Origin of the sequence: Pantoea brenneri (assembly GCF_038594305.1) — a bacterium.
GTDB lineage: Bacteria > Pseudomonadota > Gammaproteobacteria > Enterobacterales > Enterobacteriaceae > Pantoea > Pantoea brenneri.
Genome location: NZ_JBCGBG010000002.1, coordinates 533772 through 558881, shown reverse-complemented (window position 1 = coordinate 558881; position 25110 = coordinate 533772). Strand labels below are relative to the sequence as shown.

Below are 25110 nucleotides of genomic sequence, written 5' to 3'. Positions count from 1 at the left end.
TTTAATGAAAATGATAAAACACACAGTCAAATCAGCATTAAAATTTAGCGCTCACCTCTACCCTGAACTTTGCGCTAAAACTCACTACTACATTAAGTTCAGAAAAAAACTGAACTTAACAAACCCTACCAACTTCAATGAAAAAATTCAGTGGCTTAAGTTCAACGAGTTTCATGATGATATTTATACCCTGTGCGCTGACAAGTATAAGGTCAGAGAGTACATCAGATCGAAAGGATGTGGCGAAATCCTTAACGAATTATACGGCGTGTACGACGACTCTCGGGAGATTGACTACAGGCTGTTGCCCGATAAGTTTGCACTTAAATGTAACCATGGTGCGGGCTACAATATAATATGCCATAACAAAGCCTCACTGGACATTACGAAAACCAGCAGACAACTGGACAAATGGATGAGACAGGATTTTTCAGCCCACTTTATAGAGCCACAGTATAAGAGAATAGAAAGAAAAATCTTATGCGAAAAATACATTGAAAACGATCGCGGCGGGTTTCCTGATGACTACAAATTCTACTGTTTTAATGGCAAACCCTACGCGGTTATGGTTTGTTCGGGGCGTGAGAAGGGAACGCCTAAATTCTACTATTTTGATATGGACTGGACCCCACTTCCCTTTGAAGACACGGTTGAACTAATAAATAAAAATGATTACCCAGCAATGCCTGAGGGTTTCAAAAAAATGAGAGATTATGCGGTTAAACTCGCCTCAGACTTTAAGTTTGTCCGCGCCGATTTCTACCTGCTCAATGGAAGCGTTATTTTTGGCGAATTGACCTTCACCCCCTCTGCGGGACTTGATGTCACATTGCAGGAGGCCGATGTTATTTTAGGCAGCCAGTTAAGACTTTAGTCTTAACAGCAATAGATTTACTGTCTCCCGGAGCAGGTTACTCCGTTTATCCCGCCTGCTCCGCCCTTACAGATAACTATTTATCCTGTCCTTATTTGCCAATAGCAGCGGTTACCCGGCGCTGAAAAGTGCGCTTTGGATGTCTGGTCGCCACTGACTCACGGCTGGATTGGTCAGGACAGGTTCTTCCCCCTGCTCCACCCTGGATTCCTGCCTGCGCATACTGCTTAGCCGATATCCCGGCCAGACATGGGTAGCGCGTTTTATCAACGCAGGTTAGTCAGCCGTTCTGCCGGTTTCAGGTCACGCTGCCGCAATCTGCCCGGGCGGTGATCCGCTGACCTGGCTTTCATCTGAGAACAGTCATCTATGAGGACGCATTCGCCGGTCAGCTTGCACGCAAGGTCTGAACCGTTGTCAGGTGCGATGCCACAGCAACGCGTAAAACTAAAATATTGCCTGAACGTCAGACTGACCTATATCCTTTTAAGGCTACTATTTTGTATTAAGGTCTTTATCATGAAAGACAGGTTACCCATTCTGGCCCCCGGCACCGCCAGGCGTCAGTACATCTTCAGCATTACAGTAGCGGTACTGATTACGGCCACCAGCCGCCCTGGCGCTGCATCCGCCGCTGTAACATCAGCTGCCAGCCCGGATGCACCAGCCACCAGTGAGACCAGAATGATCAACATGCAAATCGATCACCAGTCGTTCACCCTTATTCCGGCCGAAAACGCCGCCTCCCGTGCCCTGATAAACAAATTGCCGCTCAGCGTGGAAATGCATGAACTGAACGGCAATGAAAAATATGTCGATCTGGCTTTTTCACTGCCGGTCGGGCCGGTAGTCACCGGCACCATTCATGCCGGCGATGTGATGCTGTATGGCAACAACACGCTGGTGCTGTTTTATAAAAGCTTTCATACCGCCTACCGCTATACCCGGATTGGCCGGATAGACGCGCCGGAAGCGTTAGAGAATCATGACAGCATGAAAACAGAAACAATCAGCGTGACGTTGTCACCACAGTGAGGGTGGCCTTTACCACGTGATAAGCGCCAGACACGGCATGGCGCTTTTTCGCTACTGTTGCGCTACTGAATTGAGCGCGGCCTTCAGCCGATCGGCCCAGCCTGGCTGTTGCTGTTCACTGAAAAACGGCACCAGTTCGCTCAGCTGATCGGCAGTCAGGCCGATATTGATGCTGATGCCAAGGTGAGATTTCAACTGCGGTTCTACCCCTTCCATCGCGGCAAGTGCGCCGACCGTCGCCAGCTCACGATTTTTCCAGCTGAAATTGTCCCGTTCAAAAATGTCACCGAACAGATGAGACTGCAGATAATCATTCATCACCGGCGCGAAATCGAACAGCGGTCCTTTCACCGGGCTGCCGACCAGTGCGGTCTGGTTGCGTTTACCGGCGGCCATCATCGTCTCTGGCGCAGGAAGCGGGCCAGGCTGCTGCCCCGGCTGATCCTGTTTTCCCGCCAGCCGTCGGCTTTCGGTCACTTTCATCAACTCGCCCAGCGCATTCAGACTGCGTGGAAAGCCGGCATAGGCATAGAGCTGGACCAGAATTTCGCGACAGTCGCTCAGGGTCAGGCCGGCGTCCAGACCGCGATTGAGCGCCGCGTTCAGTCCGGTTAAATCACCGACGGCCGCATAGGCGGCAATACTGGCAATGTTTTTCTGCTGTAACGACAGTGGCTGAGTTTGTTTCTGCATTTGAGCCTCTATTTTTTTGCGTTCTGCATCGGGCATGGCATCTGCCAGCCCCACGGACGGGGCCAGTGCCATGCAGAGCATCAGTGCGGCATTTAACGTTTTCATCATTCGGTCCTTACGATTTTTCAGCCGCGGCATATTGCCGATCGCTGACCTTTTCCATCCAGTCAACTACCTTGCCGTCCAGCGCTTCTGCGATAGCGATATGCGACAGGCTGTTTTGCGCAGCGGCACCGTGCCAGTGTTTAACGCCGGCCGGGATCCAGACAATATCGCCCGGTCGGATCTCACGCACCGGTCCTCCCCATTCCTGCACCCGACCCACGCCCGCCGTGACAATCAATGTCTGACCGAGCGGATGGGTATGCCATGCGGTGCGGGCAGACGGCTCAAACGTCACCGTCGCGCCACCGGTCCGTGCCGGTGCTGTAGCCTGAAAAGGCGCATCAATACGCACTGCACCGGTGAAATAGTCTGCTGGCCCCTTAACGGAAGGTTGATCACCACTGTGAGATAAGGCGATCTTTGCAGCCGTTTCCTGAGCAGAGACGGCGGAGGCGGTCAGTGCCAGTGCCAGCGCAACAAGGGTAAGTTTCTTCATAGGGCTCCTTACGAGTTGAGGGACAGAGGTTGATGATAATGACAATGACTAAATGATCTGCCGCGGGTCGTCGGCGTTAAGCGATGCCGGGCAGAACGCCTGCCCGGCTGCTGCGCCATTTTTGTAACGAACCACATCGGCCATGATCGACAGGGCAATTTCGGCTGGCGTTTTACTGCCAATTTCCAGCCCCACCGGCGCGTGGATACGGTCAAGCTGTTCGGAACTCATCTCTGCCAGCCGTGCCAGCCGCGCTTTACGATTAACGCTGTTGCGCTGAGATCCCATCACGCCGATGTAGAAGGCTGGCAGGTTAACGGCTTCCATCATGGTGAGATCGTCGATGCGCGGATCGTGAGTTAATGACAGAATGGCGGTGCCGGGATGACAGCCTTCGCGTTCCAGCCAGGCCGCCGGAAACTGATTAATCCATTCCACCCCGTCATTCACCTCCGCCGCCAGGCTGTTCATCACCTCATCCCGATGCTCACAAACAAAGGTTTCAAAGCCCAGCGCCACAGCAAAATTAGCGCAGTAAACCGCCACGCTGGAAAGACCGGCAATGATCACCCGCGCAGGCGCGCACAGGGTCAGTTCGATCTGCTGGAGGTCAAGCGTCACCCGGGTGCGCCGGGTATACGGGGCGGGTTCAAGTGAATGGCACGCGGCAGGCAGCGTCACTTTTTTGGTCAGCGCACTGGCGTTGTTCAGTGCTTCGATCATCTTCGACAGATAAGCGAGGGTCTCGCTTCCCGGCTGGCATTTTTCAACCAGAATATCCAGCACGCCTCCGCAGGGCAGCGCCCTGTCGGGGGCATAGCCGCCTTCGCCATACCGCACCCGCTGGCTCGCCGCAGAAAAATCCCCGTCACGGATGCGGGCAATGAAGTTTTCTTCAATGCAGCCGCCCGACAGCGATCCGCAATAACGGCCATCTGTGGCAATCACCATCATTGCGCCCGGCGGACGAGGCGATGAACCGTAGGTGCGCAACACGGTGCACAGCCAGATCGGTGAGGTTTCGGCCCAGCGCCGGGCCGTCTGCAGTATCTGAAGATCAGGGCTACGCATGTTGCTCCTGCGCCTGATTCACCAGGCCATAGCGGGCGGCCAGTAGCGCAAACAGTGCCGAACAGAGCAGAACCACCACGCCAAAGGCAAACGGACTCCACCAGCCGGCAGCGTCGAACAGCTCGCCTCCGACGCTGGCGCCCAGCGTAATGGCCATCTGAATCACAGCCACCATTAAGCCGCCGCCCGCTTCAGCCTCTTCCGGCAGCGCCCGGCTGAGCCACAATCCCCAGGCGACAGGCGCAGGCGTGGCAATCAGTCCCCACAGCGCCAGCAGCAGACCGGTGCCCCACAGTGAGCCGCCTTCAACAATCAGCAGCCCGCCGATCAGCGCCATCGCTAGCGGGATCAGCACCAGCCAGATAAACAACCGATGTGCCAGTAACCGGCCAATCAGCCAGGTCCCGACCAGACCGGCAGCACCCAGCAGCAGCAGGATAAAAGAGAGGGCGTCGACGCTGGCACCGGTTACCGATTCCATGAAGGGACGAAGATAGGTAAAGATGCTGAACTGGCCCATAAACAGGAACATAATCCCGGTCATCCCCAGTGCCACATGCGGATGTTTCAGTAACCGCAGCGGCGAGGCGCTATTTTTAGTCGCGGAGCCGGAGAGTGAAGGAATGCTGCGCCATTGCCAGATGAACGCCAGGATAGCGAGCGGAACCACCATAAAGAAGACCCCGCGCCAGCCAATATACTGGCCGAGAAAACTGCCGAGCGGTGCCGCAACCGTGGCCGCCAGCGCATTACCGCCGTTGATCAGCGCCAGCCCTTTTGCCACCGCGTGACGTGGCACCAGCCGCATCACCGTGGCGGTAGACATTGACCAGAATCCGCCGATGGCAATGCCCAGCAGCGCGCGTCCCAGCATAAACATGATGCCGTTAACCGCAAACGTCACCACCAGACCGGAGAGGGTCAGCAGCAGCGTAAAGGTCACCAGCACCTTTTTACGATCCAGCTGCCCGGTGAGTGGCGTGTTGAGCAGGCTGGTGAGCACCGCAAAGAAACCGCTGATCGAGATCGCCTGTCCCGCCTGCCCCTGACTGATGTTGAGATCGCTGGCGATCGGGGTCAGCAGGCTGACCGGCATAAATTCTGAGGCGATCAAAACCACCACGCCCAGCGCCATTGAGAACACCGCGCCCCAGGCAGCATGATGTGACTGCGCACCCGGCGCATTAAGGTTTACTGAAGACATTTTCATTCCTGCTAATCAGACAATGCCGCGATCTTATCCCGGAAGGAATAGTTTAATTAATAGCGGTAAACGTGATGAAATTGTGAGTTAAATTCATCAATACGCCGACCAGGCGATCGCGGTTGCCCGATCGGTAACAGCAACCCGGCAACCGCAACCGCAACCGCAACCTGCCGGCTTAGCGCATCTGTAAAATAATCACCTCGCTGCTGGCGGGATCGGTTTTCTCACGCATCGCCTTCACCGCCCCGGCGTCCGTTTTTTCACCCTGATTGCCCCACGCACTGCGAATGAAATTCAGCACATCCGCAGTCTGCCGATCGCTGAGCTGTTTACGATAAGGCGGCATCCGGTAGGCATCCGGTATCCCCTGCGACACTACCCGCGCCGAACCGTTGAGCACCACGTTAATCGCCGAAGCGGGATCGACCTGCAGTGAGGTCACGCCCGCCAGTGGCGGGATCCACGGTGCCTGGCCGCGACCATCCGCTCCGTGGCAACTGCTGCAACGCGCGGTGTAGATCTGGCTGCCGGGATGATCGCTGAGCTGTGGCTGGCTGGTCTGTGTCGGGTATTGCCAGCGCGGGCCTGCGTTGTTACTGCCTGGCGGCAGAGACTTGAGATAGTGCGCAATCGCCCGCAGGTCGCTATCGTGCATAAACTGGGTTGAGTTGTTGAATGCGTCGGTCATCGAACCGAAGACCACGCCATGCTGATTGCGGCCGGTCTTCAGGAAGGTCACCACATCTTCTTCGCTCCAGCGACTGAATCCGCTGTTGGCATCATTGCGCAGGCTGGGCGCATACCAGCCATCCAGTAAGGCACCGGCAAGATAGTCCGGGCTGCTGGCATTCAGCGCTTTTTCATTAAACGCCAGCCCGCGCGGGGTGTGGCAACTGCCGCAGTGGCCCGGCCCCTCTACCAGATAAGCGCCGCGATTCCAGGCCGCATTCTGCTCATCGTTCTCCCGCCATGGCTCACCCGCCGCGAAAGCCGCGCGCCATAACGCCAGCGGCCAGCGCATATTGAGTGGCCAGGGAATCTCGGACGGCGTATTGGATCGGGACGCGGGCTTTACTCCGTGCATCATGAAGGCATAGAGCGCAGCAATATCCTGATCGGAGAGTTTCTGATAGGAGGGAAACGGCATGGCCGGATAGAGACGATGGCCGTCGCGCGCCACGCCGTGACGCACCGCACGATCAAAATCGGCCAGCGAATAGCGTCCGATGCCGCTGTCATCGTCTGGCGTAATGTTGGTGGTATAGATTTTGCCGACCGGCGTGGCCATCGCCAGACCGCCGCTGAACGGGGCGCTGCCTGCCGTACTGTGACAGGCAACACAGTCGCTGAGCCGGGCGACATATTCACCGCGCTGGATCAGGTCGGCCGATGATGCTGATGCCGCTGAACTGACGCGGTCAAACGGCGAATCCGGAGTGTTAAACAGCCAGAGGGCAGCCGCGCCGGCGACCACCACGGCCGCCAGCAGTGTCAGGCTGAGCTTTTTATGTTTCATAATGCATTCCCTTTACGATGTAGCTCAGCTGAAGGTAATCCGGGACAGCGGCATACTACGCACCCGCTCACCGGTCAGACGTGAGACCGCATTGGCGACGGCAGGCGGAACCGCCGGCAGCGGCGGCTCACCGATTCCGCCCATTTTTGCCCCGCTCTCGACAATGCGGACCTGCACCTTCGCCATACGCGACGGAGGCAAAATCGGGTACATATCAAAGTTACGCGCCACCGGTTGCCCGTGCTGATAAACGCTCTCTTCGATCAGCACCTGAGAGAGCCCGAGCGCCACGGCCCCGTTGACCTGCGCCTCGACGATCGCCGGATTCACGATGCTACCCGGATCGATTGCTTGCCAAATCTGGTGCACTCTGACTTCACCGTTTTCGATAGAGACCTCGGCGATTGCGGCGGCCTCGGTTCCGAACGGTGACGCCATCGCCACGCCCCGCGCCCGACGGCTGCCGTCCGCGGCGGTATACGGGCCGGGTTGCCAGCCGCCGGAAAGATCGGCCACCGTCTGCAACAGCGTGGTCAGACGCGGATTGCCCTGCAGCAGATGCAGCCTGAGCGCCATCGGATCGAGCCTGCCCCGCTCGGCAATTTCATCGAGGAAGCATTCATAGAAAAAGTCATTCATCGAATTGCCGACCGATCGCCAGTAACCCAGCCGCACCGGGCCTTTATGATAAATCTGCGCGATACGAACGTGCGGAATGGCGTAGGCTTTGCCCGATAACCCTTCCACCGCGGTAGGATCCAGCGTGTCGCCGTGCTGACCGGCCAGCCCCTCGGTCGGCCCTTCACAGATGCTGACCGCCTCCAGCGCCAGCGGGTAGCCGTCGGCATCCAGTCCGGCACGAAACCGCACGGCGGCCATCGGGCGATGGGTATCGCGCAGGAACTCCTCTTCACGACTCCAGATCAGTTTGACTGGCCGCCCAACCGCCCTGGCCAGCTGGACGGCTTGTGGCCAGACCATCGCGGACTCATAGAGGAAGTGACGGCCAAAAAATCCGCCCAGCAGCGGGGAATGGATAATGATCTTATCCGGGCTGAGGCCGGTACGCTTAGCCACGTCGGCCTGGAACATTTCCGGTGCCTGATTGGGGATCCACAACTCCAGCGAGCCGTCGGAATTAAAACGTGCCAGCGCGGACGGCGGCTCAAGCTGGGCGTGGTTAAGATACTGGCTCTGGTAGTGGGCGCTAAAGGTGCTCTTCGCCTCAGCCAGTCCGTGCTGAAGGTCGCCACGAACCTCAGCGTTTTCCCCGTCGCCAGGCTGCTGCGCCAGCACGGCGGCGAACGCATCAGAGGAGAAGTCAGCGGGCATATAGCTGCCGTCTGGCTTCTCTGGCTCCAGCCACTCAACCTGCAGCGTTTCAACCGCACGTTTCGCCTGCCACCAGCGTTCGGCCACCACCGCGACGGCGCCAGGCAGTTGATGAACCGAATGCACGCCTTTCATCGCGCTGACCTGTGCGGCATTGCGCAGCGTACCCACCGTCAGACCGAGTCGCGGCGCGTGCTGTACGGCCGCGTGCAGCATGTTATCCACCCGGCAGTCGATGGTGTAAATCGCCTTGCCGGTCGATTTTTCATGCATATCCAGTCGCTGAACCGGCTTACCAATCCAGCGAAAGTGAGCGGGATCTTTCAGGCTGACCGAATCGACTGAGGGTACCGGCAGCTCACGCGCCCGCGCAGCCAGTTCGCCATAGCGTAATGAGCGCCCTGATTCGCCATGGATCACCCGTCCCGGCTCAGTGTGCAGGCTGGTAACCGGCACCGCGAGTTCAGCGGCAGCGGCCTCGATCAGCATCTGTCGTGCCAGCGCGCCGAGCCGTCGCATGGTGGTATAGCTGGTCCGCACCGACTGGCTTCCGCCGGTGATGCGCATCCCGTTATCCATTACCTGATATTGCGAACCAGGCGGCGCGTTCTCCACCATGAAGGATGCCGGATCGGCGTCCAGTTCTTCACCGACAATCTGCGCCATGGCGGTGAAGATCCCCTGCCCGCCTTCAATAAAGGGCGACAGAAATTTCACTGAGCTGTCCGCGCGTATTTCCAGAAAGGCTGGCACCCGGGTACCGGCTGGCATTGCGGCCGCGGCGGACTGTGCGCGGCTCTGTCCGACCGGCAACCCGACGCCCAGCACCAGCGCGCCCGCCAGACCGCTGCCCGAAATCAGAAAACGACGCCGGGAGAGATTGACCGGCTGTTCGCCAAATGTCCTGGTATCAGGCGTGCGGCGGCTCATGCTTTCTCTCCTTCACCGGCCAGTCGATGGACGGCAGCATTGATCGCGTTATAAGTGCCGCAGCGGCACAGGTTGATCATCGCTGCAGCAATCTGCTCATCCGTTGGCTGGCGGGTCTGTTTTAACAGTGCCGTTGCCGCCATCACCTGCCCCGACTGGCAGTAGCCGCACTGGGGGACCTGAAGATTGACCCAGGCGTCCACCACCCGCCGGCCCACTTCATCGTCTTCAATGGCTTCAATGGTGGTGATCTGTTTACCGGCGACCTTCTCTACCGGCGTCACGCAGGATCGGACGATCTGGCCATCAACCAATACCGAACAGGCGCCGCATTGCGCCAGGCCGCAGCCATATTTGGTGCCGGTCATCCCCAAATCGTCACGAATCACCCACAACAGCGGCGTATCCGCCTCGGCATCGGTTTGATAGGTTTGATTATTAATGTGCAGTTCCATAGGTTTTCCGCTCCAGAGGGGGGTGACATTGCCCGGAAGTCAATTAATCGCTTAGGCGCATTTTGCTCAACGCGCAACAAAAGACGGCAGCAGAGAAAGTGGATGAATAACATGATTAAGCGGGCAGATTATCCTGACAAAAATTAAGCGCATGATTAATAGCGCTGGTCTGAATGCCCTGATGAATTCAATTCACAAATAGCGCGGCCTGGTGGCGCTTATTCCCGCGCTCTGCCGACATAGGTATGGATAGCCCGCTGTTAATTCGCCATCGCTACCGTCGGGTTAATCATAAAGGCGATGGTGGTGGCTGATTAGATCGGATAATCTGCATCTGCTTGTGAATATAACTCACAAATAAAGGACTGAACCGATGAATGATATACAGGCATTTATTGCTGTTGCGCGCGAAAAGAGTTTTACCAAAGCGGCGGCGGGTCTGGGCGTCAGCCCGTCGGCTTTAAGCCACACCATCCGTAATCTGGAAGAGCGGGTCGGGGTTCCCCTGCTGGCACGCACCACGCGTAACGTCGCGCCTACCGAGGCCGGAGAACGCTTACTGAAATCTGTCGCCCCGCTATTTGAGCAGATCAATCATGAAATTGAGCGCATCGGTGAATTACGTAATACGCCAGCCGGCAATATTCGTATTACCTGTTCAGACGATGCCGCCGAAGGGTTATTACGTCCGATGCTGCCGGCGTTTCTGGAGAAATATCCCGATATCAGCGTAGAAATCTCGATTGATTATGGCTTCACTAATATCGTGTCAGAACGGTTTGATGCCGGTATCAGGCTGGGCGAATCGATCAGTAAAGATATGATCGCAGTTCGCATGGGGCCAGACTGGCGCCTTTCGGTCGTGGGGACGCCCGGCTATTTTAACACTCATCCATTACCGGTTATTCCACAGGATCTGGCTCAGCATCGTTGCATTAATATTCGCCATTCTCCTGCTGGCAGTGTTTATGCCTGGGAGTTTGAAAAAGCGGGACGCAAACTGAATATCCGGGTAAACGGACCGTTGCTTTCTAATAGCATCATACACGTGCTGAATGGCGCGCTGGATGGCATTGGTCTGGCCTATGTGCCGGAAGCGATGGCCAAACCGCACATCGAAAACGGCACGCTGATTGAAGTGCTGGCTGACTGGAGCCCGACCTTTGAAGGTTTTCATCTCTACTATCCCAACCGCCGCCATACCTCCTCTGCCTTCGTGGCCTTTGTCGATGCGGTCAGATACCGCGGCAAAGCCTGAGGTTGTTTCCGCAGAGTTGTTTCCGCAGATTAGTCGCCGCCCTGGCCGCCGGTTGTCATTCTCACTAGCGCTATCCAGCGCCGGCCGGACGGACTGCCTCAGCTGACCGGGGTGATTACGCCACCCCGCCACGCCGATAATACACCTGCCGCCCATGCCTTTGCCGTTATTCATGAATGACACTCATAAGCTTATTTCCGACAGCGCGCTTCACAGCGCAGCGTTCTCAGCCCAGACTCTTTTACCGGAACAGGCGTCACTGTTCCCCTGTTTAACAAAACTATTAAGGATCAGCGATGCCGCATTTAAGCCTGACGTTTAATCCGCAGGAAATGACGGACACAGAAATTGACGCCATGGCTGAAGATCTGTGTGCGGTACTGATACGTCATTTGAATATCAATGAGGCCGCGATCTCCCTGGCGCTCACCCGCGTCAGTGCGGCTAACTGGAAAGCAGAAGTTTACGATCCGATTATTTTGCCCAGCCTGGCGAGGCTCTATAAAAAACCAGGCTACTCACTCTGATTCTGATCACTATCCGGGACTAAGATGATTAATTATGACTATCGCGGAAAAGTTGCGCTGGTAACCGGCGCAGCCTCCGGAATGGGTTTTGCCACCGCCCGCGCTTTCTGTGAAGCGGGTGCGGCAGTGGTGATGGCTGATTTTAATCCGCAGGCCTTATCACAGGCGGCAGAGTCGCTACGCGATAAAGGTTATACCCTGCTTGAAGTAGTGTGCGACGTGACCGATGAGGCACAGGTTAAAAATGTGGTCGACCAGGCGGTGACGGCTTTTGGCCGACTCGATGCGGCTTATAACAATGCCGGAATTCAAAGCCCGGTGGCTGAAACAGCCGATGCCAGTGGAGAGGAGTTCGATCGGGTTAATGCGGTGAATCTGCGTGGTATCTGGAACTGTATGAAATATGAACTTCAGCAGATGCGCATTCAGGGATCGGGTGCCATCGTTAACTGTTCCTCTCTCGGCGGACTGGTCGGTATTGCCGGCCGCGGTGTGTATCACGCCTCCAAACATGGTGTGCTGGGTCTGACCAAAAGTGCGGCACTGGAATACGCCGCGCGCGGCATTACGATTAACGCGGTCTGTCCGGGCATCATCAGCACGCCAATGGTCGGGACGATGCTGGAAAAAGAGCCCGAAGCGATGGATGAATTGCTGAAGCTACAACCGATTGGTCGTCTCGGCCTGCCGGAGGAAGTGGCAGCAGCCGTGCTGTGGCTGTGCAGTCCGGGTGCCAGCTTTGTGGTCGGCCATGCACTGGCCGTTGACGGTGGCTATACCGTGCAGTAAATCCGCTGCCCCCTGATGCAGCAGCCGGTACAACAAACATTACTCACCCTGAATCAGTAAGGAACAATAAAATGACTGATATTTTCAAATGTGGCTCTCAGCCTTCAATGGTCGGTCCGGAAGAGTGGTTTACCGGTACCGTGCGTATCGATCCGCTGTTTCCGGCCAACGAATTTGCCCGCGCCAGTGGCGGTGCCGTAACCTTTGAGCCCGGTGCACGGACGGCCTGGCACACCCATCCGCGCGGTCAGACACTGATCGTCACGGCAGGTTCCGGCTATGTTCAGACCTGGGGCGAAACCGCACGGGAAATTAAGCCCGGTGATGTGGTCTGGATCCCCCCGTTTGAAAAACACTGGCATGGCGCGAGTGCAACCACGGCCATGACGCATATCGCTATCCAGGAAAATGAAGAAGGAAAAGTCGTCGAGTGGCTGGAACATGTCACTGACGAACAATACGGCAAAATCCGTTAACGCCCTCTCACCCTGCGGGCAGGCATTCGGATCATCCGGATGCCTGCGTAGCCGTTATCTGACCCGCTTTCAGACTTCACGCTGAACAGTAAGCTGAACATCACCTGAGAATCGCCAGCCTTCATCGTCCGAAACGGTAAATAATCGCCGGACGGTCGATCTGGCAGCAGGTGGAATAAAAAAAGCCCGTAAATACGGGCTGAACGCTAACAATTGCGTAAAAATCACATCACGATTTCTTCCACCAAAAGAAGCGTGGATCTTTCCTGACTCCCTTTTCAGGAAATAAGATCATTATCTGAAAACAGTTCTCCTGGGCCGCTAACGTTACTACCGGCCAAAAAGCAGGCGAAGTGTCCGGTAATAGGTGCGTTCTTCCTCCATTGACTGACAGAGCTCAAGCTGTCTGACTAATTTACAACACAGGGTCTTCCGGTTAATGGCTTCACCCGAGCGCATCAACTCACAAACAAGCACCCCCACCACCAGCGCGTGCGCGGCATCCTCGTCGTTAAGGTTCATTCTATTCAGAAAGTGTTCCAGCAGTTCGCTATTATTATCTCGCATACCGGCCCCAGCACGATAAAATAATTGCCACTGCTCTCTTGCCAGGTATAAGGAAAGCCTGACCCAGAATTCCCGGGCATGGTTTATCTTAATCTCGTTAAATTAACGCTTAAACTTACAGCATCAGGATTTTCGATCTGAGACTTTATCCGGCGGCTTTTTCCGCAGGCGGCCTGCGGCTCACTTTACCCCCTAGTCGACCCGCCTCAACCGCACGCTCCGGATTATTCTTGAAGTTTCCGCTACTTATCTGTCCGCCTTTGCGTCCCGCCTCGCGCGCCCGCTCTGGATTTTCTGCAAAATTACCCGATCCACCACGCCGTTTTTGTTGTTGCATAATTTCACCTCAACTGAATGTACACAAATAAACAAATACCCCACCAGAACAATTTAAATATTAAAACTGAAGTGATTATTTTCAAGAAAAATATTTAATCAAATAAAGTCATTTTGCCGCTTGGCTTTTTGGCTAAAACTGTCTAAGCAAAATTAAATTTAATTACATTTCAATTATTTAATTTATAAAACTGTACAGTAATTTCACCAAAGGTATAAATTTCTGAAATGTGAAATATGTGATCAGCATCACATTTTAACCAAATTGAATAATCAGGAATAATTTTATTTAACTTTCGTTTAACAACGAATTCTGGCGAATAAAAAGCCATCGCCTGAATATTATTCAGAAATTAAGCGAAGCGATATAAAAAAATAAATGTGGCCGCATGTAAGATGATTAATTATAAGCCAACCGTTAGAGGATTCGCTGGTAAGCCCAGCATTAAATATGAATAAAAAACCGCTAGCCTGACTATTCAACAGGATAGCAAGGCGTCATGCACTTTAATATGGTACTACGCTTAATGACCTGAAGGGTAACTCACTGGGGCCTGCCGGTCGGGAAACTACGCGAGCCCGTGAAGCCGGCATTCGGTTAAGGAGGTGCTGACACCTTACAGTTGCTGCTTTCTTCGCTCAGCAGAGATGTCAGACTACCGGGCTGCCGCTGCGTGGTATTAACCCACCGCAACAACCGTTAATGCGCCATTAATCACCAGAGGCTACCGGGAATATTTTGTCGCTGACAACCCCTAATCTGACTCAGGTGAAGAGGCCTTAGCATCGTCTTCAGCAGGCGGCGAAAGGGTCTGTTCTGCCCGCCTGCCTGCGGTCTGGCTAACCGCTGAGCAGGTTTTTTGCCGAGGTCAACAGAAAGGCGGTCACCGAGGTAGCGTCAGAAATCTCTCCCTCGAGTATCATTTGCCTGAATGCGGCTATTTTGATGCTTTTTACCTGCAGATCCTGCTCTTCCTGTTCGAGCTGTTGCCCCTCAAACTTGAGTTCTGTCGCCAGAAAAATATGGTAACCCTGAGAAGAGTACCCCTGTGCCAGTTTCTGGTAGCCGACATAGTCCAGCTTTCCCGCCACCAGACCGGTCTCTTCACGCAATTCGCCAGCAGCAATTGACGCCGGGGCGGCATCTGGCGCGTGCTCCCAGCTTCCCTAGGGCAACTCCAGCGTGCGCTTCCCTAGCGGATAACGGTACTGTTCGACCAGATAGATTTCATCATCCTGCACCGCAACGATGACGACAAAATCGTCTTTCTCAATCACCGAATAGATGCCCTGGCTGCCGTCAGCCCGCAGAATTTGATCTTCTCTGAGCGTCATCCAGCGGTTTCGATAAATTTCTGTCGATGTGACTGTGGTTATTGCTGCACGCATCACTGTCTCCTTGATTATCAGAATGCTTTTACCATCGCGTTTAACTTCTCAAGCACAAACTCAGCCGCGCCGTCGAATCCTGCATTCTGAGCCACCACCTGCAGTCCCTCAAGCATCAGGGTGATCTCTTTGGCCGCTGTTTCCGGTTGACTGGCACCGGCTTCGCGACAAAGCGCCACCAGCCGGTGAAATTGCCGCTGCTTATGGGCAAATATCAGCGCCCTGACCTCAGCATAATGCCCGGTTGTTTCCGCCAGGGTGTTAGTAAACGGACAGCCACGCTTCAGCGTCCCGCTGAGGTTGGCGGCGATAAACTCGCCAAATCCCCTAATCCGGGCGGCCGGATTGTCAGGAAACTGCTCAGCAAGCCGATCAAAGATCTGACTGTAATCTTCAATCAATCGCCCTATCCACGTCAGAACCAGCACTTCTTTAGAGGCAAAGTGGCGATAGAGCGTCATCTTGGTCGATTCTGCCTCTTCTGCTATCGCATCTACCGTCACACGGTTAATGCCTTCCTGATAGAAAAGCTTTTCAGCAGCCTGAAGAATGCGTTCTCGCGGCGGCAATCGCGGTTGGATCTCTCTCGTCACTATTCACTCCTTGCAACGATACTAATTAGTATACTACGATACCGATCGGTATCACTCGATACTAAACAGTATACACGCACAGTCGCTGTTCGTCTTGTCAGCCACTAACCGGACCCTTATGAAACTTTCAGAATACACCGCCTGCGATGCTACCGGCCTCGCTGAGCTGATTAACCAGGGCGACGTCACGCCCGCAGAAGTTAAAGCCGCCGCGATTAACGCCATCAATAAGGTTAACGCTGAGGTCAATGCCGTGATTGAAATCTGGCAGCAGGAAGAGAGCCAGCCGCACGGTCCGTTTCAGGGAGTGCCGATGCTGGTCAAGGATCTGGGTATTTCCGTTAAAGGTCGCCGTAACGAACTGGGCAGCCGTCTGGCGGCCGGTCACGTTTCGTCTCACGATTCCAACCTCGCGCACCGCATGCGCCAGGCCGGTCTGCTGTTACTGGGACGTACCACCACCCCTGAACTTGCCACCAGCACCACCACCGAATCGCGTTTTCAGGGTGAAACCGCGACGCCCTGGAATCCGGCCTACAGTGCGGGCGGCTCAAGCGGCGGCTCGGCGGCGGCAGTGGCGGCCGGTATGGTGCCAGCAGCGCATGCAACCGACGGCGGAGGATCGATTCGGGTTCCGGCTTCAGCAAACGGATTGTTTGGCTTAAAACCGAGCCGTGGCCGCATCAGCATGGGACCGGATGTTGATGAAGTCTGGTCCGGGCTTGCAGTGCATGGCTTTCTCAGCCGCACGGTGAGAGATAACGCGGCGTTACTGGATGCGCTTCAGGGCAACCAGGCCGGCGATCCCTTCACCATTCCCGCCTCCGCGCAAAGCTTGCGCGCCTGCGTCACTCAGGATCCCGGCCGGCTAAAAATCGGTGTCATGATGCATCCGCTGAATGGCGCCCGCACTGCGCCGGAAGTCGCTGGCGCACTGGAAAAGACCGTCGCACAGCTTGTTTCGCTGGGCCATCAGGTTGAAGAGGTTTCGCTGGAAATCGGCAGCTGGGGGGCGTTTGTTGAAATGAACAGCCGCTTCTGGGCGGCAAATACCGCCGCCTGGATAGATGCACTGGCGGCCGCGATGAACAGACCGGTCAACCACGAGACGCTGGAGCCAGCCAATCTGGCGCTGTGGCAACTGGGCCATAGCCTGACGGCAACGGATTTCATCGCGGCGATGCAGATGCGTAACAGCGTCACGCAGAAGATGGCGCAGTTTTATCAGCAGTACGACCTGCTGCTGACGCCGGTACTGCCAACGTTACCGACGCGGCTGGGTGAGTACAATCAGCATCAGCATCAGCTGGATGGGCGCGGCTGGATGCATCACGTGTTTGATCACTCGCCGTTTACCGCGCTGGCTAACGTGTGTGGCACGCCGGCCATGTCGGTCCCGCTGGGATTCAGTCCGGCAAATCAGCTGCCTGTGGGCATGCAATTTCTAGCCGGTTTTAATCAGGAGGCGGTGTTACTGAAACTGGCAGGTCAGCTGGAGCGCGCGTTTCCCTGGCATCACCGAAAACCCGCTATCTGGGCCGGGAACGACTGCGCGGGATAAGCCGTTAGCTCTCTGCTGACAACAGCGGCGGTGTCAGGCAACAGCGGGTAAGGTCAGAGAACGACGCGGATAACTGCACAGCAGAAGCAGCCTGATCGCTGCCTCTGCTGGTAATGGCAGGTTAGTTTAATGATTTTGCTGCGCCTTCGATGATGGCGGCGATTTTTTGCGGCTGTGACGCGTAAATCGCGTGGTTTCCTTTCAGTTCGGTCACCTTGCTGTTAGCCCGCTTAGCCATGAAGCGCTCCAGTTCAGGATTGATCGCCCGATCGGTGCTGGCGACCACCGCCCAGCTTGGTTTGGTTTTCCATGCCGGTTTGCCTGCAGGTGCATTAAACGCCGCGACGGCTGGCATAACCTGGGAACGCGCCAGCAGATCGGTTTCTTTTACCGGTAAATCCGCGGCAAAGTCAGCGTGGAACGATTCAGGTTTCAGATAGAGAAAGTGATCGTCGGTTTCCGCGATAGAGTGCGCAGCAGGCGGATATTTTTTCGCCAGGCTCAGTAACGAGTCACCTTCATCCGGTTCCATCGCCGCGATATACACCAGCCCCGCCACCGAAGGATCGTTACCCGCCTCGCTGATAATCATCCCGCCGTAGCTGTGGCCCACCAGCAGGGTTTTTCCGCTCTGCATTTTCAGCACGCGCTGGGTCGCAGCGACGTCATCCGCCAGTGAGGTTTGCGGTTCCTGCACAATCGAAACCTTGTATCCCGCTTTGCCCAGTATTTTAGCGATCGGATTCCAGCCAGAACCATCAACGAAAGCCCCGTGGACCAGCACAATATTTTTTACCGGCTCCGCCAGTGAGGACGCTGCATACACCGACATAACCAGACCTAACGCGATTGAAACCATTGATTTTTTAAACATGTGATTCACCTTATCAGTTTTGAATGCGATTCTGCGGCGTAACGCGTCCTGCCGGAGCGGGTCATCGCCAGCGTATTGTTTAAGCTGAATAATCTGTACCGCGCGTCGGATCGGACGGCATTAACGGCTAGCAGACCGTTAGCTGCCGTAACCGACGCGTCCCGGATCACACCGGCTGTTTAGCCCAGACTGCCTGCGCATTGGTAAATTCCCGCAGGCCGAAATGGGAGAGTTCGCGACCGTAGCCACTCTTTTTCACCCCACCGACCGGAATGCGGGCATTGGTGGCGGAGAAACCATTGATGAATACGCCGCCGGTTTCCATCCGGCGCGCCAGCCGCTGTCCACGCGTCACGTCACCGGTCCAGAGATTGCCGCCCAGCCCGTAATCACTCTGGTTCGCCAGTTCAATGGCGTGCTCAGCATTTTCCGCCACGCTGATGGCGGCGACCGGACCAAAGGTCTCTTCATCAAAGGCCGCCATACCCGGCACCACATTCCCCAGCACCGTCGGAGCATAAAAATTGCCGCTTCCCGCCAGCTTTGTTCCGCCCAGCAGCAGCGTGGCACCGGCTGACAGGGTGCGTTCAACCTGATGATGCAGTTCATCGCGCAGATCTTTTCTGGCCATCGGCCCGATATCGGTCTGCGGGTCGAGCGGATCGCCCACTTTCAACGCGCTGACCGCTTTAACAAACTTTTGGGTAAATTCGCTGGCAATCGGGGCTTCCAGAATGAACCGCTTAGCGGCCAGACAGACCTGCCCGGCGTTCTGGAAACGGGCCTCAACGGCTGCCTTCACCGCCAGGTCGATATTGGCATCGGCCAGCACAATAAAGGCATCCGAACCGCCCAGCTCAAGCAGACTTTTTTTCAGTGCCTTACCGGCGATGGCCGCCACCGCTGAACCGGCGCGCAGGCTGCCTGTTAAGGTGACCGCCGCCACACGATCGTCTTCGATGACCCGCGCAACGGTGTCATTGTCAGCAATCAGATTAGTGAACAACCCCACCGGGAAACCGGCGGCTTCATAAGCGTCCTGCAGGGCATAAGCAGAGCCGATAACGTTCGGGGCGTGCTTCAGGATGAAGCCATTGCCGGAGAGCATAATCGGACCTGAAGCGCGAATAACCTGCCATAACGGGAAGTTCCACGGCATCACCGCCAGTACGGTGCCAATCGGCAACCAGGAGACATACACCCGATCGTCGTTATCAACAGCCACCGGTTCGTCGGCCAGCACCGCCGGACCATTTTCCGCCAGCCATTCAAGGGTGACGGCGCACTTCTCTACTTCTGCCCGGGCAGCCTTCAGGGTTTTGCCCATTTCTGCGCTGATCAAGGCCGACAGGTTGTCAGAACGCTGACGTAGCACCACTGCGAGGCGACGGTAAGCCGCCACCCGCTCACGCAGCGGAGTGGCCCGCCAGATGCGAAATGCTGCTGCATTCTGCTCCAGCAACTGCTCTATCTGTTGCGCCGTCTGGCCGGCATAGGTCGCGATCAGCTCATCGGTTGCGGGATTACGTGATACCGCCAGCGGAGCGGAAACTGAATCGGGTCGGGCTGATTGAGATGACATATTGACTGCCTCCTGAAAGATGAAATGCAGCGCGGCTGTGCTGCGTTAAATCCATCTTAGGCATCTCATTTCAGCCCAGGAAGGCGTGTTGTTATCCTATTACTGGCAGTCACTGGCTACGTGTCGGGGGATATAGGTGACCAGAGACAGGTCGGGTCTGCCCTCAGGAGTTAACGCCACGTAGGTGAATTCGATGTGTCCGGAAACCGGGTGCATCAGGCGCTTACTTCCTTCGCTCATGCCCTGCACGTCGGTGTCCTGCCACCATTCGTGGAACTCCGGTGAGTTGTCTGACAGCTCTTTGATCAGCGCATCAAACGGGGCTTTGTTCTGAGCATGCGCCCGGGAGGCGCGAAAAACCGAGATCATGCCGCGCGCCATCTGTTCCCAGTCGAGGATCAGGGTGCGATAGGGCTGATAGAGAAAAAGCAGCCGCAGCGTATTGCGTTCGTGCGGCTTGAGCGAGCCGTAGTCGATGAACAGGTCGGCAATGGCGTCATTCCAGGCGAGGATATCCAGCCGGGCATTGCGCACGTAAGCCGGAATAGGATCGATGGCCCTGACCAGCATATCGAGACCTTCCGTCACCCCCGAATCGGCCTGACGCGGCACCGGTTGTTCCCTGGGAGAGAGCGCAAAAAGGTGAGATGATTCGACCCGGTTGAGTTTAAGCACGCTGGCGATTCGCTGCAGCGCGTCGGCAGAGGGCTTAATTTCGCGGCCCTGCTCCAGCCAGGTATACCAGCTGACGCTGACGCCAGCCAGAATCGCCACCTCTTCGCGGCGTAGGCCGGGCGTCCGGCGCGCGCCTTTCGGCAGCCCATATTCCTGCGGATTTAACCTCGCCCGCCGGCTTATCAAAAAAGCCCCTAATTCACGCCGTTGCTCTGGTGTGGTTTTTTTTACCATCTGGCATCCCCTTTAACATTTTTATTGTGGTTCTGCGAACAACTGACACGTCCCGCTGTTTTTATATCAATACGGTGTTTTTATTAAAGCCTTCGCTCACGCTTACTTACACTCTTTCGCCCCCCGCCGGGTGACGACAGTGCGCCGGCGTGAGATATGGCAACAAGGCGACGTTAGCCATAATCTGTAGCGGACATCCCCGATTAAAACGGAAGTGGATAAGATGACTGAAGAGAAAACCTCGATTACTGAGCTGGCAGAACTGGAGCGGATTTACGGCGCGGTGGCTACACCTTCACTGGCCAAGGTGACTGACCATATTCATCCGGCTTATCGTCCCTTTATCGAAGCCTCCTCGTTTGTGGCGCTGGCGACCTCCGGTCCGGACGGACTGGACGTATCACCGCGCGGCGATCCGGCGGGCTTCATTGAAATCCAGGATGACCGCACGCTGCTGTTGCCCGACCGGCGAGGCAATAACCGCATCGATAGCCTGCGCAATATTCTGCACGACAACCGGGTGGCGCTGCTGTTTCTCATCCCGGGGATTGGCGAGACCTTGCGGGTCAACGGCAAGGCGACAATCAGCACCGATCCAGCGCTGTTGGCCCGCTTCGCCGTCAATCATCAATTCCCTAAAACCGTCTTGCGCATTGCGGTAGAGAGCGTCTTTTTCCAGTGCAGTCGCGCCATTATCCGCGCCAGATTATGGGACCCGGCGGTTCAGATTGAGCGTCAGCAACTGCCCAGCACCGGCAGTATCCTGAACCAGATCGCCGGTAACGCGATTGATGGCGAGGCGTATGATAAAGCCCTGCCGGAGCGGTTGAAAAACACGCTGTACTGAGTGTTTCAGCATGCTGACACAGTCAACCGCTGGCCAGCGATGGCCGACGCGCCACGCCTTGCTGCCCGGTTAATGTTGTGGAGAGTGCGGTAACCGGCGTTGTCACGCCAGCAGCACTGTCGATATGCTGTTTCAGCACGGCGCTGCTGATTACCTCCGCCGCTGCATGCTGCCAGCCATCAAAAAAACAAATTCGAAAAAGTGAATATGTTATTGACCCGGCGTGGCGAAAGCCTGAGACTGAATCGCTACGGTCACAGGATGCTATCATGTCGCAAATCACCCCGCTTCAACTGTTCAAAAACCTTTCTGACGAAACCCGACTTTATCTGGTGTTATTACTGCGTGAAAAAGGCGAGCTGTGCGTCTGTGAGCTGGCGTCGACGCTGCAACAGCCCCAGCCGAAAATATCCCGTCATCTGGCTTTATTACGGCAACACGGGCTGCTTATCGACCGGCGCGACGGCAAATGGATCCACTATCGTTTGTCTCCCCATATGCCTGCCTGGGCCGCCATGATTATCGAGCAGGCTTATCTCAGCCAGCAGGATGAGATCCGACTGATTCGCCAGCAGGCCGAGCGCGACAATGCCACCACCAACGGCAAGCCGGTCTGCATCTAAAAATTTTGTCCTTACATATTCGAAATAGCGGATATTTTTCGATTCAGTATCTACAGCCCGGCTGGCCGGGTGACGTTATTCAACAGGAGAAGCTATGTTTCTGGCGAGCGCGATTTTCGTCCTCACCCTGGTGCTGGTTATCTGGCAACCTAAAGGATTAAGCATTGGCTGGAGTGCCACGCTCGGTGCCGGCCTGGCGTTGCTGAGTGGTGTGGTGCAGATAGCCGATATCCCTGTGGTCTGGCACATCGTCTGGAACGCCACCGCCACCTTCATCGAGGTGATCATCATCAGCCTGCTGCTGGATGAGTCCGGCTTTTTTGAATGGGCCGCGCTGCACGTTTCACGCTGGGGCGGCGGCAGAGGCCGTCGGCTGTTCGCAGCGATTGTGCTGCTGGGGGCGGCAGTCGCTGCGCTGTTTGCCAATGACGGGGCGGCATTGATCCTGACTCCGATTGTGATTGCCATGCTGCTGGCGCTGGGTTTCAGCCCCGCCGCAACGCTGGCCTTTGTGATGGCGGCAGGCTTTATTGCCGATACCGCCAGCCTGCCGCTGATCGTCTCAAACCTGGTGAATATCGTCACGGCGGACTACTTCCGGCTCGGATTCAGTGACTATGCTGCGGTGATGGTGCCGGTTAACCTCGCCTCGGTTGCTGCCACCCTGGTTATGCTGCTGCTGTTTTTCCGTCGGGATATCCCGCACAGCTATGACCTGAGCAAGCTGAAGTCACCCGGCGAGGCGATTCGGGATCGCCGCACCTTTAACGCTGGCTGGCTGGTTTTGATTCTGCTGCTGGTCGGTTTCTTCGGCCTGGAACCGCTGGGAGTGCCGGTCAGCCTGGTGGCGGCGGTGGCGGCAGCTATCCTGCTGGCCGTGGCCCGTCGTGGTCGGGTGATTGATACCGGCAAGGTGCTGAAAGGCGCGCCCTGGCAGATCGTTATCTTCTCGCTTGGCATGTATCTGGTGGTGTATGGCCTGCAAAATGCCGGCCTGACCGACTACCTTTCTGCCGTGCTGAACCGCTTCGCTGAACATGGCCTCTGGGGTGCCACGCTGGGAACCGGTTTGCTCACCGCCCTGCTCTCTTCGGTGATGAACAATATGCCGACGGTGTTGGTGGGCGCGCTCTCCATCGACGGCAGCAGCGCGCAGGGCGTAGTCAGAGAGGCGATGGTCTACGCCAATATTATCGGCTGCGATCTGGGGCCGAAGATCACCCCGATCGGTAGCCTGGCGACTCTGCTGTGGCTGCACGTTCTGGCGCAGAGAAACATCACCATCAGCTGGGGATATTACTGCCGCGTGGGGATAGTTATGACGCTGCCGGTGCTGCTGGTTACGCTAACGGCGCTGGCGCTGCGACTCTCTTTCTGACCTGACAAGCGGAACGTGCCAGTGCCGTTCCGTAACGGAGAATGCTTTATGCGAGACATCACTATTTATCACAACCCGGAATGCGGCACTTCGCGTAATACCCTGGCCCTGATCCGCAACAGCGGGGTCGAGCCGGCAATCGTGCTCTATCTGGAGACGCCGCCAACCCGCGAAACGCTTAAAAAACTGATCGCAGAGATGGGCATCAGCGTGCGCGCCCTGCTGCGGCAGAATACCGAGCCCTACCAGCAGCTGGGGCTGGCGGATCAGCAGCTGAGTGATGATACGTTGCTGGACGCGATGCTGGCTTATCCGCTGCTGATTAACCGCCCAATCGTGGTGACGCCGCTCGGCACCCGGCTCTGCCGTCCTTCTGAGCAGGTGCTGGATATTCTGCCGGATCGGCAGCAAGGCGCGTTCAGCAAAGAGGACGGAGAACCCGTCATTGATCAGCAGGGTAACCGCATCGGTGATTAACCACATTCTGCGAAGTTAACGATGTTCAGGCAACGGCGCGGCAGAGGATAACCGGGAATCTGCCGCACCACCGTCATCGCGTTAACTGTTGCAGAGGTTTACCGGCGCGGCGCGTTCAGGCGAAGGGGTGCTGGTGGGGTGCGCGACGATCCGCCCCGTTAAACCGGCTGATCCCGGCAGTCAGCCGGGATCACTGTGCCATCTTAACCAGCGCTGCCCGCCATTTTTACCAGCAGGCGGAAGGCATTCTCAAACGCCGAGGGCGTGGCAAGATTTTGCCCATACAGGTTATAGGCGGTGCCGTGGTTGGCGGTGGCAATCGGGACCGGCAACCCACCCTGAACCGTTACGCCGCGCTCAAAGCCCAGCATTTTTAGCGCCGTGGCGAACTGGTCGTGGTACATCGATACCACCGCATCCAGCTTACCGGTCTCCACCGCTTTATAGGTGGTATCCGCCGGGTAAGGCCCGTAAACGTCAATCCCCAGTGCTCTGGCCTGCGACATCGCCGGTTGGATAATCGTCTGCTCCTCATCGCCAAACAGGCCATTCTCGCCGCCGTGCGGGTTAAGCGCCTGCACGGCAATTTTGGGCGCGGCGATGCCAGCCTGACGCAGCGTACGATCCATCAGTGAAATCGTCTCCACCACACCGTTAACGCTGAGATTTTTCACGATATCGCGGAACGGAATGTGCGACGTCGCGCGTCCCGCCCAGAGATCATCTACCACGTTAACCTCACAGCAGAAGTCGTCAAACTTCAGCAGCTCAGCAAACCAGTGCAGCTCATCGCGATGCTTCAGTCCGCCCATGTGCATCGCCTGCTTATTCAGCGGCGCGAAGCAGATCCCCTGGGTAATACCCTGCTGGGTTAATTCGACGGCACGGGCCAGCGTCTCCAGGATATAGACGCCGCTTTGTTCGCTGGCGCTGCCATAGTGGAACGGCGTACGTCGGGACCAGTCGTGATTGAGCAGCAGCGGCCGGTCGGCGGTGAACGCAATTGCTGTGGTATCGGTGATTTCGTCATAGTCGAAACGCTGACCGGCAATGGCCATGCCTTTTTCCAGCTCATGGCGGTCCGCGATGATAATCACGTTAGCCAGCGCGCGCAGCGCCGGCTGTGACAGCACTTTCGCCACCAGCTCCGGACCAATACCTGCTGGATCGCCCAGCACCAGTGCAACAGAAGGTTTTTTCATCAGGGATT

Annotated in this window: 27 protein-coding genes; 11 read left to right on the top strand and 16 right to left on the bottom strand. The window is 56.3% G+C overall.

Features of this window, described 5'->3' with window-relative positions; genetic code table 11:
- Positions 1-4: 4 nt before the first annotated feature.
- Positions 5-874: an ATP-grasp fold amidoligase family protein gene (locus tag AABB92_RS13390; protein ID WP_082097638.1), complete on the top strand. Its 870-nt coding sequence runs from the start codon at positions 5-7 to the stop codon at positions 872-874.
- A 519-nt stretch (positions 875-1393) separates the two neighbouring features.
- Complete coding sequence (locus AABB92_RS13385; protein WP_072051045.1) at positions 1394-1909, top strand: cyclophilin-like fold protein; 516 nt, start codon at positions 1394-1396, stop codon at positions 1907-1909.
- A 51-nt stretch (positions 1910-1960) separates the two neighbouring features.
- Here AABB92_RS13385 and AABB92_RS13380 read toward each other — a convergent pair whose 3' ends face one another.
- From AABB92_RS13380 to AABB92_RS13350, 7 genes are all read right to left on the bottom strand, one after another.
- The gene (locus AABB92_RS13380) at positions 1961-2710 is read right to left on the bottom strand and encodes a carboxymuconolactone decarboxylase family protein (protein ID WP_152659122.1); all 750 of its coding nucleotides are present in this window, start codon (positions 2708-2710) and stop codon (positions 1961-1963) included.
- A gap of 7 nt (positions 2711-2717) precedes the next feature.
- The gene (locus tag AABB92_RS13375) at positions 2718-3203 is read right to left on the bottom strand and encodes a (R)-mandelonitrile lyase (protein WP_031375929.1); all 486 of its coding nucleotides are present in this window, start codon (positions 3201-3203) and stop codon (positions 2718-2720) included.
- 48 nt (positions 3204-3251) lie between these two features.
- Complete coding sequence (locus tag AABB92_RS13370) at positions 3252-4274, bottom strand: XdhC family protein (protein WP_046289539.1); 1023 nt, start codon at positions 4272-4274, stop codon at positions 3252-3254.
- Complete coding sequence (locus tag AABB92_RS13365) at positions 4267-5478, bottom strand: MFS transporter (protein ID WP_046289538.1); 1212 nt, start codon at positions 5476-5478, stop codon at positions 4267-4269. The genes AABB92_RS13370 and AABB92_RS13365 overlap by 8 nt, the downstream gene beginning before the upstream one ends.
- A 178-nt stretch (positions 5479-5656) precedes the next feature.
- Positions 5657-6997, bottom strand: a complete 1341-nt coding sequence (locus AABB92_RS13360; protein WP_031375926.1) for a c-type cytochrome — start codon at positions 6995-6997, stop codon at positions 5657-5659.
- A 24-nt stretch (positions 6998-7021) separates the two neighbouring features.
- Positions 7022-9259 (bottom strand): xanthine dehydrogenase family protein molybdopterin-binding subunit, encoded by a 2238-nt coding sequence (locus tag AABB92_RS13355; protein WP_046289537.1) that lies wholly within the window; start codon positions 9257-9259, stop codon positions 7022-7024.
- Positions 9256-9714, bottom strand: a complete 459-nt coding sequence (locus AABB92_RS13350; RefSeq protein ID WP_031377666.1) for a (2Fe-2S)-binding protein — start codon at positions 9712-9714, stop codon at positions 9256-9258. Before AABB92_RS13350 ends, AABB92_RS13355 begins: the two co-directional genes overlap by 4 nt.
- A gap of 373 nt (positions 9715-10087) precedes the next feature.
- Here AABB92_RS13350 and AABB92_RS13345 point away from each other — a divergent pair, with 373 nt between their 5' ends.
- The 4 genes from AABB92_RS13345 to AABB92_RS13330 all read left to right on the top strand — a co-directional run bounded on the left by AABB92_RS13345 (position 10088) and on the right by AABB92_RS13330 (position 12764).
- Entirely contained in the window at positions 10088-10972 is an 885-nt protein-coding gene (locus AABB92_RS13345; protein ID WP_031377665.1) for a LysR family transcriptional regulator, read from the top strand.
- 296 nt (positions 10973-11268) lie between these two features.
- The gene (locus tag AABB92_RS13340) at positions 11269-11499 is read left to right on the top strand and encodes a tautomerase family protein (protein ID WP_031377664.1); all 231 of its coding nucleotides are present in this window, start codon (positions 11269-11271) and stop codon (positions 11497-11499) included.
- A gap of 24 nt (positions 11500-11523) precedes the next feature.
- Complete coding sequence (locus AABB92_RS13335) at positions 11524-12288, top strand: SDR family oxidoreductase (protein WP_031377663.1); 765 nt, start codon at positions 11524-11526, stop codon at positions 12286-12288.
- Between the two features lie 71 nt (positions 12289-12359).
- Positions 12360-12764, top strand: coding sequence for a (R)-mandelonitrile lyase (locus AABB92_RS13330; RefSeq protein ID WP_031377662.1), 405 nt, complete (start codon positions 12360-12362; stop codon positions 12762-12764).
- A 330-nt stretch (positions 12765-13094) separates the two neighbouring features.
- Here the strand turns inward: AABB92_RS13330 and AABB92_RS13325 are convergent, their stop codons facing one another.
- The 5 genes from AABB92_RS13325 to AABB92_RS13305 form a co-directional block, all read right to left on the bottom strand.
- The gene (locus tag AABB92_RS13325) at positions 13095-13331 is read right to left on the bottom strand and encodes a hypothetical protein (RefSeq protein WP_052720675.1); all 237 of its coding nucleotides are present in this window, start codon (positions 13329-13331) and stop codon (positions 13095-13097) included.
- A 145-nt stretch (positions 13332-13476) separates the two neighbouring features.
- A complete protein-coding gene (locus AABB92_RS13320; protein ID WP_072051044.1) occupies positions 13477-13668 on the bottom strand; it encodes a con-10 family general stress protein in 192 nt (63 codons plus the stop codon).
- Between the two features lie 839 nt (positions 13669-14507).
- A complete protein-coding gene (locus tag AABB92_RS13315; RefSeq protein WP_342557947.1) occupies positions 14508-14780 on the bottom strand; it encodes an NUDIX hydrolase in 273 nt (90 codons plus the stop codon).
- A gap of 54 nt (positions 14781-14834) precedes the next feature.
- Positions 14835-15056, bottom strand: a complete 222-nt coding sequence (locus AABB92_RS13310; RefSeq protein WP_342557946.1) for an NUDIX hydrolase — start codon at positions 15054-15056, stop codon at positions 14835-14837.
- A gap of 17 nt (positions 15057-15073) precedes the next feature.
- Positions 15074-15649: a TetR/AcrR family transcriptional regulator gene (locus AABB92_RS13305; protein WP_031377661.1), complete on the bottom strand. Its 576-nt coding sequence runs from the start codon at positions 15647-15649 to the stop codon at positions 15074-15076.
- A gap of 118 nt (positions 15650-15767) precedes the next feature.
- On the opposite strand from AABB92_RS13305, the gene AABB92_RS13300 reads away from it, so the two are divergent.
- Positions 15768-17210 (top strand): amidase, encoded by a 1443-nt coding sequence (locus AABB92_RS13300; RefSeq protein ID WP_046289536.1) that lies wholly within the window; start codon positions 15768-15770, stop codon positions 17208-17210.
- 121 nt (positions 17211-17331) lie between these two features.
- On the opposite strand, the gene AABB92_RS13295 is transcribed toward AABB92_RS13300, so the two are convergent.
- The 3 genes from AABB92_RS13295 to AABB92_RS13285 all read right to left on the bottom strand — a co-directional run bounded on the left by AABB92_RS13295 (position 17332) and on the right by AABB92_RS13285 (position 20575).
- Entirely contained in the window at positions 17332-18084 is a 753-nt protein-coding gene (locus tag AABB92_RS13295) for an alpha/beta hydrolase (protein ID WP_031377716.1), read from the bottom strand.
- Between the two features lie 166 nt (positions 18085-18250).
- Complete coding sequence (locus AABB92_RS13290) at positions 18251-19666, bottom strand: NAD-dependent succinate-semialdehyde dehydrogenase (protein WP_031377717.1); 1416 nt, start codon at positions 19664-19666, stop codon at positions 18251-18253.
- Positions 19667-19765: 99 nt separating this feature from the next.
- Positions 19766-20575, bottom strand: coding sequence for a helix-turn-helix transcriptional regulator (locus AABB92_RS13285; protein ID WP_031377718.1), 810 nt, complete (start codon positions 20573-20575; stop codon positions 19766-19768).
- Between the two features lie 223 nt (positions 20576-20798).
- Here AABB92_RS13285 and AABB92_RS13280 point away from each other — a divergent pair, with 223 nt between their 5' ends.
- The 4 genes from AABB92_RS13280 (at position 20799) to arsC (ending at position 23900) form a co-directional block, all read left to right on the top strand.
- A complete protein-coding gene (locus AABB92_RS13280; RefSeq protein ID WP_031377719.1) occupies positions 20799-21422 on the top strand; it encodes a pyridoxamine 5'-phosphate oxidase family protein in 624 nt (207 codons plus the stop codon).
- 269 nt (positions 21423-21691) lie between these two features.
- On the top strand, positions 21692-22045 hold the full coding sequence (locus AABB92_RS13275) for a metalloregulator ArsR/SmtB family transcription factor (RefSeq protein ID WP_031377729.1): 354 nt from the start codon (positions 21692-21694) through the stop codon (positions 22043-22045).
- A gap of 94 nt (positions 22046-22139) precedes the next feature.
- A complete protein-coding gene (locus AABB92_RS13270) occupies positions 22140-23423 on the top strand; it encodes an arsenic transporter (RefSeq protein ID WP_031377720.1) in 1284 nt (427 codons plus the stop codon).
- Positions 23424-23471: 48 nt separating this feature from the next.
- Positions 23472-23900 (top strand): arsenate reductase (glutaredoxin), encoded by a 429-nt coding sequence (gene arsC, locus AABB92_RS13265; RefSeq protein ID WP_031377721.1) that lies wholly within the window; start codon positions 23472-23474, stop codon positions 23898-23900.
- A 203-nt stretch (positions 23901-24103) separates the two neighbouring features.
- Here arsC and AABB92_RS13260 read toward each other — a convergent pair whose 3' ends face one another.
- Complete coding sequence (locus tag AABB92_RS13260) at positions 24104-25102, bottom strand: 4-hydroxythreonine-4-phosphate dehydrogenase PdxA (RefSeq protein ID WP_046289535.1); 999 nt, start codon at positions 25100-25102, stop codon at positions 24104-24106.
- Positions 25103-25110 lie beyond the last annotated feature (8 nt).